At 63.8% G+C, this 11,217-nt stretch carries 12 protein-coding genes; 3 read left to right on the top strand and 9 right to left on the bottom strand.

What is annotated here, in order from left to right; translation table 11 throughout:
- The 8 genes from ACE1EY_RS00255 to ACE1EY_RS00220 all read right to left on the bottom strand — a co-directional run.
- Positions 1-785, bottom strand: a 785-nt coding sequence (locus ACE1EY_RS00255; RefSeq protein ID WP_370299158.1) for a homogentisate 1,2-dioxygenase, incomplete at its 3' end; no start/stop codon positions are given.
- A 2-nt stretch (positions 786-787) separates the two neighbouring features.
- On the bottom strand, positions 788-1,897 hold the full coding sequence (gene hppD / locus ACE1EY_RS00250; RefSeq protein ID WP_291514267.1) for a 4-hydroxyphenylpyruvate dioxygenase: 1,110 nt from the start codon (positions 1,895-1,897) through the stop codon (positions 788-790).
- A 53-nt stretch (positions 1,898-1,950) separates the two neighbouring features.
- Positions 1,951-2,745, bottom strand: a complete 795-nt coding sequence (phhA, locus tag ACE1EY_RS00245; protein ID WP_291514266.1) for a phenylalanine 4-monooxygenase — start codon at positions 2,743-2,745, stop codon at positions 1,951-1,953.
- A gap of 194 nt (positions 2,746-2,939) precedes the next feature.
- Complete coding sequence (locus tag ACE1EY_RS00240; RefSeq protein WP_370299157.1) at positions 2,940-4,127, bottom strand: lactonase family protein; 1,188 nt, start codon at positions 4,125-4,127, stop codon at positions 2,940-2,942.
- Between the two features lie 267 nt (positions 4,128-4,394).
- Positions 4,395-4,823, bottom strand: a complete 429-nt coding sequence (locus ACE1EY_RS00235) for a DUF6691 family protein (protein WP_291514264.1) — start codon at positions 4,821-4,823, stop codon at positions 4,395-4,397.
- Positions 4,820-5,242: a YeeE/YedE family protein gene (locus tag ACE1EY_RS00230; protein ID WP_291514263.1), complete on the bottom strand. Its 423-nt coding sequence runs from the start codon at positions 5,240-5,242 to the stop codon at positions 4,820-4,822. Before ACE1EY_RS00230 ends, ACE1EY_RS00235 begins: the two co-directional genes overlap by 4 nt.
- Positions 5,232-5,951: an MBL fold metallo-hydrolase gene (locus ACE1EY_RS00225; RefSeq protein ID WP_291514262.1), complete on the bottom strand. Its 720-nt coding sequence runs from the start codon at positions 5,949-5,951 to the stop codon at positions 5,232-5,234. Before ACE1EY_RS00225 ends, ACE1EY_RS00230 begins: the two co-directional genes overlap by 11 nt.
- Positions 5,948-6,787 (bottom strand): sulfite exporter TauE/SafE family protein, encoded by an 840-nt coding sequence (locus ACE1EY_RS00220; protein WP_291514261.1) that lies wholly within the window; start codon positions 6,785-6,787, stop codon positions 5,948-5,950. Before ACE1EY_RS00220 ends, ACE1EY_RS00225 begins: the two co-directional genes overlap by 4 nt.
- A 39-nt stretch (positions 6,788-6,826) precedes the next feature.
- Between ACE1EY_RS00220 and ACE1EY_RS00215 the strand changes: the two genes are divergently transcribed.
- Positions 6,827-7,129 (top strand): metal-sensing transcriptional repressor, encoded by a 303-nt coding sequence (locus ACE1EY_RS00215; RefSeq protein WP_291514260.1) that lies wholly within the window; start codon positions 6,827-6,829, stop codon positions 7,127-7,129.
- Here the strand turns inward: ACE1EY_RS00215 and prpR are convergent.
- Positions 7,101-8,768, bottom strand: coding sequence for a propionate catabolism operon regulatory protein PrpR (gene prpR / locus ACE1EY_RS00210; protein ID WP_370299156.1), 1,668 nt, complete (start codon positions 8,766-8,768; stop codon positions 7,101-7,103). The genes ACE1EY_RS00215 and prpR overlap by 29 nt on opposite strands.
- A gap of 217 nt (positions 8,769-8,985) precedes the next feature.
- Here prpR and prpB point away from each other — a divergent pair, with 217 nt between their 5' ends.
- Positions 8,986-9,876 (top strand): methylisocitrate lyase, encoded by an 891-nt coding sequence (gene prpB / locus ACE1EY_RS00205; protein ID WP_370299160.1) that lies wholly within the window; start codon positions 8,986-8,988, stop codon positions 9,874-9,876.
- A 49-nt stretch (positions 9,877-9,925) separates the two neighbouring features.
- Positions 9,926-11,086 (top strand): 2-methylcitrate synthase, encoded by a 1,161-nt coding sequence (gene prpC, locus ACE1EY_RS00200; protein WP_291514258.1) that lies wholly within the window; start codon positions 9,926-9,928, stop codon positions 11,084-11,086.
- The last annotated feature ends 131 nt before the right edge of the window (positions 11,087-11,217 follow it).

Below are 11,217 nucleotides of genomic sequence, written 5' to 3'. Positions count from 1 at the left end.
GCGACAAAGGTCGTATGCGCGGAAGGCGGCAGGTGGTAGCGATGGCTCATCAGCGGCCGAATGTGCCGCCAGTTGAGGCGCGAAACTGCCAGGTCACCGTGCCAGCCAATGGCGTCCAGCGGGCTGTAGTCGTAATGCACGCGTGAGACCCGTCCCAGCCGCTTGATCTCCACCGTCCAGGGCTCGTCGGTCTGTTGCGCCAGGAAGGCCTCGTCGATAGCCGGCACGTCCAGCATCGCGGGGTCGAAGATCGCCTGAGGACCAACCAGCCCCTTGTCCGGGAGCTGGTAGCTGTCGTTGGTAGCCTCGATCATCAGCAGTGTCATCGGTGACGACGGCTCCAGGCGCCACATCGTTCCCCGCGGGATGACGACGTAATCGCCCTGCTCCAGTTCCAGATGGCCGTAGTCGCAGAACAGCGCCCCGCCACCGGCGTGGACGAACAGCAAGTCGTCCCCGTCGGCATTGCGGGCCAGCGCCGGCATCGGTGTTTCCAGCCGCCACAGGCGGTATTGCACTGCCGCGTTGCTCAGCAGTGCGGGCGCAGACCATGGGCTGATCTCACCGGGCGGCAGCGCCATCAGGTCATAGGCACGGGGCCGCAGCTCGCCTTCCCAACGCGTCCAGCTCGTCGGCGGCCGCTTGTGATGGAAATGCGCGGTCGGCCCGAAGAAACCGGAACGTCCGGCCTCACGTTCGTAAGGTGCCTCGGCCGGAAAATCGGCATGCGCCTGGCGCGAGATCGTGCCCTCGCGGTGCGGGTACTGAATCCAGCGGCGCGACATCGTTAGGACTGGATCACGCCGCGGCGGACCTGATCCTCCTCAATGGATTCGAACAAGGCCTTGAAGTTGCCCTCGCCGAAACCCTCATTGCCCTTGCGCTGGATGATCTCGAAGAAGATCGGGCCGATGACCGTCTGGGTGAAAATCTGCAGCAAGATCCCGTCCCCCTCGGTGGGCGCGCCATCAATCAATACCTTCAGACGTTTCAGGCGGCTGACTTCCTCACCGTGCCCCGGCACCCGCTCGTCCACCTTTTCGTAGTAGGTATCCGGCGTATCCATGAACTCGGTGCCGGCCGCGCGCAAGGCCTCCACCGTGGCGTAGATGTCATCGGTGGCCAGGGCGATGTGCTGGATGCCTTCGCCGTTGTACTCGCGCAGGAATTCCTCGATTTGCGACTTGTCGTCCGAGGACTCATTGATCGGGATGCGGATCTTGCCGCAGGGCGATGTCATCGCTCGCGAAAACAGCCCGGTGAGCTTGCCTTCGATATCGAAGTAGCGAATCTCGCGGAAATTGCCGATCCGCTCGTAGTAGCCCGACCAGACATCCATGTTCCCGCGATTGACGTTATGCGTGAGGTGGTCCAGCAGCTTGAGCCCCACGCCGCGGGGGTGCTGATCGGTTACGCCGGGCAGCGGCTCGAAGTCGACGTCGTAAATGCTGTGGCTGCCATAGCGATCAACAAAATAAAGAATGGAATCACCGATGCCGTACACCGCCGGGATCTTCAGTTCCATGAAGCCAGTCGGCGCCTCGAACGGCACGGCGCCCTGAGCCACCGCATGTTCAAAGGCCGCCTTGGCGTCCTTCACCCGAAACGCCATCGCACAGGCACAAGGCCCGTGCGCGCGGGCAAAGGCCGCAAAATGTGTGTACGGCGTCGCGTTGACCAGAAAGTTGATATCCCCCTGCCGATACAGCGTCACGTCCTTGCTGCGATGCTTGGCGATCGCCTTGAACCCCAGCGAGCGAAACAGTGCGTGAAGCTGTTCAATGCCTTCGGGCGTGGGCGCCGTGTACTCGACAAACTCGAAGCCGTCGGTCCCCAAGGGATTGGTCGAGCCGGATGCCGGCGGCGAGGTCATCTGCTGTTGTGCAGTTGCATTCATCGGTGGTGTCTCCTGCTTGGCGCACCCTTCGGTGCCGCCGATATCGGGCTGCCTCAGACCGTCGCGGCCTTGGGCGGGAACAAGGGGTCGAACAGGCGCATGCCCTGCGCATCGCGGATTCGCGCCATCAGATCCATCCGAGTCAACTCGGACAGTCGAGATAACGAGTCGATGACGTAATAAAGCGGTTGCATGATGTCGATGCGATAAGGCGTCCGCAGCGCGTCCATCACATCGAATGTCTGCCGACGAGGTGCGTCGGACAAGGCGTGCTCGGTCTCTCCGATGGAGGACAGGATACCGCCTCCGTAAATGCGGGTGCCTTGAGGGGTATCGACCAATCCGAACTCCACGGTGAACCAGTACAGGCGCGCGAGAAACACGCGCTCCTCCTTGCTCGCCGCGAGCCCCAGGCGGCCATAGGTTTCGGTGAAATCCGCGAAATGCTGGTTGGTCAGCAGCGGCGTGTGCCCGAACAACTCATGAAAGATGTCCGGCTCCTTGAGGTAATCCAGTTCCGAGCGGCGACGGATAAACGTCGCTGCGGGAAACTGTCGGTTGGCCAGCAACTGGAAGAATTCGCTGAACGGAATCAGCGCAGGCACGCGTGCCACGGACCAGCCAGTGCTGTCGGACAGCACTCGCGAGACGTCATCCAGCTGGGGGATTCGATCCGCGGGAAACCGCAGCCGCTCCAGCCCATCCATGAACGCGTCGCAGGCCCTGCCGTCAATCGCCGTCATCTGACGATTCAGCAGAATGGCCCAGGTCTCATTTTCTTCCTCGGTGTAGCGAACCACACCGAATTCGTCGGGCTGGCGAGCCGTGTAATCCGTACTCTTGCCCATGTCTGTCTCCACCGGAACGACGCAACGTCTCGTCGCGCGCCCGTCGCATTTATTAATGGGCGACATTATACGAGGTCGATGTTGTTGCTGCCTCGCCGCCAAGCCAGCGGCTGCAACGAAAACGCGCCGACTGGGTCGGCGCGCGCAATGCAGTCGCGCAGCCGGCCTGCGATCAGGCCGGCTGCGCAGGTGGCCTAGAACGCCGCCAGACCCTCCGCCGTGGCTCCCGGCAACCCCCCAACGGTTCCGCCCTCGACCGGCGTCAGGCTGCCATCGCCAGCGATCGCGAACCCGTTGATCTCCCCGGTGCCGGCCGCCAGCACGTAGAGGTACTCGTCCGCAATCGCCATCTCCAGCAGGATGCTGGTTGGCGCCAGCGCAGCGGTGACGCCGTCGGCCGGATTCAGCGAGGTCAACACACCATCACCGTCGAGCTGAAATCCGGTGACCGTGCCCGAATTGGTGTTGGTGGTGTAGGCGAATTGGTTGTTCGCCGTGATCTCGATCCAGCAGGCGGCTGTCTCCAGTGTCGTCACGCCCGTCGTGATCGCGGTCAGCGTCCCGTCCACTCCCACCGAATAAGAACTCACGGACGAATCATCCGCCGTGGGCATGCCCGTGCCGGGATCGACATTGGCGTCCGACACGATGAAAAAGCCGTTGAGATCGAACTCCGCGCCAAACGGCGTGGGGACGTCGGTCGGTTGAGCGATGGGCGCGCTGGCCACACCGTTGTCGTCCAGCAGAAAGATATCGATCAGGTTCGTGGCCTTCTCGGTGACGGCGATGAAACGCCCGTCGGGGCTGATATCGATCGTCCCCGGAAGTACCGAATCATCGGGCAGCGGCGTATCGGTGCCGCTCAACGGCTGGGTCGACCCGGGGATCGCGGTCAGCAGCCCATCGTCCCCGACGCGAAAGCCGGAAATGTTGCCAGCGCCGCCCGCATTGAGCACGTACAGCAGCTCATCGTTCACCGCGATGCTGATCGGGAACATGCCGCCGGATGCGGCCTTGCCCACGAGACTGGCCGTGCCGTTGTCCAGCACGCGCATGGTCGAAATCTCGTTGCTGCCGGCATTCACCGCGAACAGATACCGATTGTCGTCACTGAGCACGATCGGGTCTTGCGCACCCAGCGGTGCGGCGGGTGCGATCGGGTTCGGGCCGCTGCCCCGCCCCCCGGTCGAGAACTGGCCCATCAGCGTCAGCGCGCCGGTCGCCGTTCGCTGGTAGCCGAGGATCTGATTGTTGTCCGCCGCATTGGTCATGGCGAACACGGCACCGCTTGCTGCTGCCGAATCGGTCGTGTCGTCGCAGGCGGCAAGCAGTGCCGCGGTGCCCAGTAGAGCCGTTGAAATCAAACGTCCTTGCAGTTTCATTGGGGTCCTCCCATTCAAAATACGAGCGCGTGGGCGCTCACCGAGTCATGCACCGCCAGGTGGCGGTAATCCCAATACGGATACCGCCGCCAAAATCGGACATGTCAATCGGGAGGAATGGTGGTGTGGCCGCTTTGCAGTGACCGTGACCGGCGTCAACACGGCCCGTGTCGACTGTGACCGATCCGTCAATCCGTCAGGCGAACGTGCAGCCCCACGGAGCAGCCAACTCGCTTGCCGGTACGGCCACGATCAGATGGAGCAACGTCAGGACGCCCTGCGTCCGCCGAGCAAACGCGGTGCACGGTTGAGTGCCATGCCGAGCAGCATCGCGCACAGGAACAAGAGCACGTCCGCATGGGCGCTGGCGACGGCGACAATCGCTGGCCCAGGGCACAGCCCGGCCAAACCCCAGCCCAGGCCGAACAGGATCGCTCCCACGATCAGAGGACGATCAATGTCATCACGGGCCGGCAGCACAAAGACCGGCTCCAGCCACGGTTTGCCTATACGCGATGCCCACCAGAACCCCGGCACCGTGCAGACGAGCGCCGCCCCCATGACGAACAGCAGCGTGGGGTCCCAGACACCGAAAACGTCCAGAAACCCGACGACGCGTGCGGGGTCGACCATTTGCGACAGCAGCAGGCCGGCCCCGAACAACAATCCTGCCAACCACGCAACGAGGTGATTCATCCCGCCACCCCGGTATGCCGAACAAGCCAAACGGTCAACACCGCGACCCCCATGAAGATCGCAGTCGCCACCAGCGAACGCGGTGAGCGCCGGCCGATGCCGCAGACACCATGCCCAGAGGTGCAGCCCGAGCCCAGCCGCGTGCCATAGCCGACAGCCAGACCCGCGACAACGAGGCGGAGACCGTCGGCCTGCATGGTCAGCCCTGGCCCGTCCAGGCTCTGGAACCCGATGACGCCGGCCGTTAGCAGCCCGAGGACGAAAGCGCCTCGCCAGGCGCGCTCAGGCCCGAAGAGCAATCCATCTGCAATCCCGCTAATGCCGGCAATGCGGCCATTGGCAAACAGCAGCAACAGGCTCGCCAAGCCGATCAGGACACCGCCCAGCAAACCGCCCAGCACATTCGGATCAGCGACCATGCGGCACCTCCGGTGTCGGCCATGCGCCACAGGCCAGATTGGCCGGAACCGCGACATCCATCATCTTGGGATCGGGCAGGTTCAGGTTTTCCATTAGCTCGATGTAGGACGCACGGGTCTGGCCGGCCAGCCGCGGGTTGTATCGCCGCTCCTCACCGATGCTCGACCGCGTCCAGCCCTTGTAGTCATGCGCCGGGTAAACGGCGGTGTCATCGCCCAGCGGGAACAGCCGCTCCGTGATCGAATCCCAGCTTGCTCCAGCGTCGCCGCCCTGAAAATCCGTACGTCCCGTGCCGCGGATCAGCAGGACATCGCCGGAAAACACCGCCGGTTGCTCGCCTTCCAGCACGTAGCTATAGGACTCGTTCGTGTGGCCCGGCGTGTAGAGCGCGCGCAGCGTCAGCCCGTCTACCGTGATGCGTTCGTCATCGTCCAGGTAACGGCTGACACAGTCGGCGCGGCTCTGGCGCCCCATCAGCGTGCTGCACTGGGTGGCATCGCGCAGCGCGCCCAGCGCGGTGATGTGATCCGCATGGGTGTGGGTGTCGACCGCATGCAGCAGCCGCACATCGAGTTGATCCAGGAGTTCGAGATACACCTCTGTCTGACCGCGCACCGGGTCGATAAGCAGGGCCTCCGCCCCCGGACGGGCGGCCAGCAGGTAGGTGTAGGTACTCGATTCAGCATCGAACATTTGGCGAAAGATCACGACATCTCTCCAGTCAAAATTTGCAGCATCATCAGCAGGCCGACCCCGGCAATGGCGATCGAAAACCCACGCTGCAGAATGGCAGCAGGCAAACGCTGCGCGAGCAGACGGCCCAGCAACATTCCGGACCAGCCACCGAGGACGAAGGACAAAGCGGAGAGGCTCCAGGGCAGCTGCCCCAACGCGATTGCGCTGACCGCACCGCCCGCGCTGATAAGCGTGATGACGACCAGGGAGGTCGCCACCGCACGGTGGATGCCGAGCTGCGTCACCGCCATGAGCACGGGCACGATCACAAACCCGCCGCCCACACCCAGAACACCCGTCAGCAACCCTGTCACCGCGCCGGCGCAGACCAGCACCAGCATGCAGGGAGGCGTCAGACGCAAACGCCCTTCGCCACCCAGGCGGCAGACCGCGGCGCCTTCGCCCGTTCCTGCAGCGCTGCGCACGACCGCAGCCTTTGCGGAGGCTGCTTGCCGCCACATCAATGTACCGACGAGCAACGCAGCGGCGGCAAACAGCGTGGCGAACAGGACGTCCGGAACCCGGGCGCCGAGCATCAAGCCGGGCGGTGCCGTGAGCAGACCCGGTACCGCGAACACCACAGCAGGCCGCAAGGCAACCTGACGTGCCCGCAACACCCAGGCAGCGCCCAATGCGCTGGCCAGCGACACCACAACCAGAGACAGCGGCACGGCCCGTGACGGAGCCAGTCCGAATGCATAGATCAGCAACGGCACAGCAAGCAAGGAGCCGCCGCCGCCGGTCAACCCCAGCGCAAGGCCGACCGGCAAGCCTGCCAGCAGCCAAAGAATGAGATCGAGTGATACCATAGGGGGTATAGTATCAGACACTGACACACGGCGATCCGCATGACCGATGAATTAAACGACGCTGACCTGAACCCGTTACATCAGGAACGCCGGAGCGCCCTGATCAAACGCCTGAAACGCGTGGAGGGCCAGCTTCGAGGGATACAGGCGATGATGCAGCGAGAATCCGACTGCGAAGCAGTCGTGCAACAACTCACGGCCGCGCGTCGCGCGCTCGACAAAGTCTTCTACGAAACCCTGGCCTGTGCGCTGCAGCAAGACCTGGACACCGACGACGCGCTCAGCGCAGGCGCCCAGGTAAAACTGGACAAGATCACCACCCTGCTGACGAAGTACGGCTAGCCGCCGTATCGCCGGGCACGTTCTGCGCCGCCGGCTCATCACGCAGCCACCGCCACAGGGTCGAGCGCGAAACGCCTAGCTGCTGCGCCGCACGGCCACGGTGGCCGCCAACCCGATTCAGCACTGCCTGCAAATCCCGTGCGGAGGGCCGGTTCTCCGTTGGCGCAGCGGCGCCACGGGTCGCCACTATGGGGGGTTGCTCTGCGCCCAGTTCCGGCGCGCAGTCCAGCAACACCTGCCGAGTGATCATGCCGCCCGGCCCCACGGCCAGGCCGTGGTAGTAAGCACGTTCCAGCACGTTGCGCAGCTCGCGCACGTTCCCCGGCCAGGAATAGCGCTGCAGCAGCTTCAGCCCGTCCGCCGTCAGGACAACGGCTGCGTCTCTGCCCACCTCGCCCAGAAAGTGGCCAGCCAGCAATGCGATGTCCGCGCTGCGCTGCCGCAATGGCGGCAACTCCAGCCGCAGGACATTGAGCCGGTAGTACAAGTCCTGGCGGAACCCGCCGCCTTCGACCATGGCTGGCAAGTCGCGGTTGGTCGCCGCGACAATCCGCACATCAACCGAAAGCGGACGATTCGCGCCTACGCGCAGAACCTCCCGGCCCTCCAGCACGCGCAGTAACCGCGACTGCAGCGCCAACGGTAGCTCGCCGATTTCGTCCAGGAACAAGGTGCCGCGGTGGGCGGATTCGATCAGCCCCATGCGCCCGCCACGTCGGGCACCGGTGAAGGCGCCCTCCTCGTGGCCGAACAGCTCGGCTTCGAACAGGCTCTCGGCAAATGCGCCACAGTTGACGGTGACCAGCGGACCCCGACTGCGGTCGCTGCGTTCATGCAAGAGCCGCGCGACCAGCTCCTTGCCGGTGCCGGTTTCGCCGCAGACCAGCACGTTGGCATCGGTTCGGGCGAAATGCTCGGCGCGGACACGAATGCTTTCAATGGTCTCGCTGTCACCCAGCATCTGCGGCTGGGCCATCCCACCACGCCGACGCCGCGAACCCGAGGCATTGCGGCTTTGTTCAGCCAGCCGGCTGCCGAGAGTCCGCGTCGCCGTGGTGATCTCCAGGGCCGTTTCAAACGCCGCCCGCGCACTGGAGGCGGAATACAGCAGCACGCCCCGCAGGCCGGCCGCATCGGCAAAATCGGCCACCATGCCGGTGCCCACGATGGCCTGCACACCCAATGCGGAGAGCTCCGAAACCGCGTCCAGCGCATCCTCGCTGGTGACGAAAGAACGCTGCTCGATACTCAGCCCATAGCTGGTCACGAAGTCCGAGAATTCCGCGTGTTCGGCTTGATAGGTCACCACCGCCACCCGCTCGGCCATGCGGCGCGCCCGCGACAATGCCGACATCAGCTCGAACCCGGTCGGCTTCACCAGAACCACCGGAACCGGAAGACGGCTTTTGAGATACGCACCATTCGATCCGGCGGCGATCACCGCGTCGCAACGCTGGGTTCGAAGGCGGCGGCGAATCTCCTCCAGGGCATCTTCAAACCCGAGGTTGATGGCTTCGGTCTGCGCCCGCTCATCGAATTCCGGACTGACTTCGCGAAACAAGCGGGCAAGCCGGGTGACCGACACGGTCCAAATTACCGGACGGCGGTTCGCATCTGTGGCAGACAGGGTATCGGGCATGATCGATCTGTCTCATATAACGTTTCGCGAAACATGTTAACACCTATCGTGAAACGAATAATTCGAATACCAGACCCTACCCCGGCAACTTGAAATATTATTATTTTATTTAAATACAGCCACTTGCAATATCCTCCGACATGCTCGCCGCCGCCCTTCACAACTGGCATGTCGCTTGAGTAAAGCGCGTCACCACTACGAACTGGAGTCGCGCCGAGTGTCCACCCCATCCAAAGGCCAGATGTTTCGCCAGGCACTCGCCGAAGAGACACCGCTACAAGTCATCGGCGCGATTAACGCCAACCACGCCCTACTCGCCCAGCGTGCCGGGTTTCGTGCGATCTACCTGTCAGGTGGCGGCGTCGCCGCGGGTTCGCTGGGCCTGCCCGACCTGGGCATCACCGGCCTGGAAGATGTGCTGGTCGATATCCGCCGCATCACCGATGTCTGCGACCTGCCGCTGCTGGTCGATGTCGACACCGGCTTCGGCCCCAGCGCCTTCAATGTCGCGCGGACGACCCAGAGCCTGATCAAGGCCGGAGCCGCGGCCATGCACATCGAGGATCAGGTCGGCGCCAAACGCTGCGGCCACCGCCCGAACAAGGAGATCGTGACCCAGCAGGAGATGGTCGACCGCATCAAGGCGGCGGTGGATGCCCGCACCGATGACGAGTTCGTGATCATGGCCCGCACCGACGCCCTGGCGGTGGAAGGCCTGCAGGCGGCCATCGACCGTGCCTGCGCCTGCGTCGAGGCCGGGGCGGACATGATCTTCCCCGAGGCGATCACCGAACTGCCGATGTACAAGCAGTTCGCTGAGGCCGTCAGCGTGCCGATCCTGGCCAACATCACCGAATTTGGCTCCACGCCGCTGTACACCGTGGACGAGCTGGCATCGGTGAACGTGGGGCTGGTGCTCTATCCTCTGTCGGCCTTTCGAGCCGCCAACAAGGCCGCCGAAGCGGTCTACACTGCGGTCCGCAAAGATGGGACACAGAAAAACGTCATCGACACGATGCAGACCCGCATGGAGCTGTACGAGTCGATCGGCTACCACGACTACGAGCAGAAACTCGACGCCCTGTTCGCCAAAGGAAAGTCGGCCTGATGCAGGCCGCCAGTGACATCTCTTCAATACGGAAAGACGGGAGAACCCAATGAGTGAGACGAACAAGAGCGCCGGCGGATTCAAGCCGAAGAAATCCGTCGCGCTGTCCGGCACCGCCGCCGGGAATACCGCGTTGTGCACCGTCGGTCGCAGCGGAAACGACCTGCACTACCGCGGCTACGACATTCTCGACATCGCCGAGACCTGCGAGTTCGAAGAGGTCGCGTACCTGCTAATCCACGGCAAGCTGCCGACCGAAGCTGAGCTGCGTGCCTACAAGACCAAGCTCAAGGCCTATCGCGGCCTGCCCGCCGCGGTGAAGGGCGCGCTGGAAGAACTGCCGGCGAACTCGCACCCGATGGACGTGATGCGCACCGGTGTATCCGTCCTGGGCTGCGTGCTGCCCGAGCGGGATGACCACAACCATGCGGATGCCCGCGACATTGCCGATCGCCTGCTCGCCAGCCTCGGCTCGATGCTGCTCTACTGGTATCAGTACGCGGTCAACGGCAAGGTCATTGATGTCGAGACCGATGACGATTCCATCGGCGGCCATTTCCTGCATCTGCTGCACGGGGAAGAGCCCAGCGAATCCTGGGTCCGCGCCATGCACACCTCGCTGGTGCTCTACGCCGAGCACGAGTTCAACGCCTCCACCTTCGCCTCGCGCGTCATCGCCGGCACCGGCTCGGACTTCCACTCCTGCATCGCCGGCGGCATCGGCGCGCTGCGCGGCCCGAAGCACGGCGGCGCCAACGAAGTGGCTTTCGAGATCCAGAAGCGTTACGACAACCCGGACGAAGCCGAGGCCGACATCCGCGAGCGCGTGAGCCGCAAGGAAGTCATCATCGGCTTCGGCCACCCGGTCTATACGATCTCCGATCCGCGTAACGTGGTGATCAAGAAGGTCGCCAAGGAACTGTCGCAGGAACAGGGTTCGATGAAGATGTTCGACATCGCCGAACGTCTGGAATCGGTGATGCTGGACGCCAAGAAGATGTTCCCGAACCTCGACTGGTTCAGCGCCGTCAGCTACCACATGATGGGTGTGCCGACGAACATGTTCACGCCGCTGTTCGTCATCGCGCGCACGGCCGGCTGGAGCGCGCACATCATCGAACAACGCGTCGACGGCAAGATCATCCGCCCCAGCGCCAACTACACCGGGCCGGAGAATCTGGAATTCGTGCCGATCGAAAAGCGCAGCTGATTCCCAACCCCACCGCCCATATCGGCTGGCGGTGGCGTGCCACGAACCCGCGGCGGCAGAGATGCCTCCGCGGGGCGTACTCGGACGTATTCACAGCGAGTCCGTGGCATGCCACCGGCAGCCAGCCGAGA

Origin of the sequence: Abyssibacter sp., assembly GCF_964229365.1 — a bacterium.
Taxonomy (GTDB): Bacteria; Pseudomonadota; Gammaproteobacteria; order Nevskiales; family OUC007; genus Abyssibacter.
This window is presented reverse-complemented; position numbering and strand designations above follow the sequence as displayed.

What these genes read in the sequence shown, in the direction of transcription:
- ACE1EY_RS00235 (WP_291514264.1), bottom strand. Translation starts at nt 4,823, where the DNA reads ATGAATCACCTCGTTGCGTGGTTGGCAGGATTGTTGTTCGGGGCCGGC.
- prpC (WP_291514258.1), top strand. Translation starts at nt 9,926, where the DNA reads ATGAGTGAGACGAACAAGAGCGCCGGCGGATTCAAGCCGAAGAAATCC.
- ACE1EY_RS00230 (WP_291514263.1), bottom strand. Translation starts at nt 5,242, where the DNA reads ATGGTCGCTGATCCGAATGTGCTGGGCGGTTTGCTGGGCGGTGTCCTG.
- hppD (WP_291514267.1), bottom strand. Translation starts at nt 1,897, where the DNA reads ATGAATGCAACTGCACAACAGCAGATGACCTCGCCGCCGGCATCCGGC.
- prpR (WP_370299156.1), bottom strand. Translation starts at nt 8,768, where the DNA reads ATGCCCGATACCCTGTCTGCCACAGATGCGAACCGCCGTCCGGTAATT.
- phhA (WP_291514266.1), bottom strand. Translation starts at nt 2,745, where the DNA reads ATGGGCAAGAGTACGGATTACACGGCTCGCCAGCCCGACGAATTCGGT.
- ACE1EY_RS00220 (WP_291514261.1), bottom strand. Translation starts at nt 6,787, where the DNA reads ATGGTATCACTCGATCTCATTCTTTGGCTGCTGGCAGGCTTGCCGGTC.
- ACE1EY_RS00240 (WP_370299157.1), bottom strand. Translation starts at nt 4,127, where the DNA reads ATGAAACTGCAAGGACGTTTGATTTCAACGGCTCTACTGGGCACCGCG.
- ACE1EY_RS00215 (WP_291514260.1), top strand. Translation starts at nt 6,827, where the DNA reads ATGACCGATGAATTAAACGACGCTGACCTGAACCCGTTACATCAGGAA.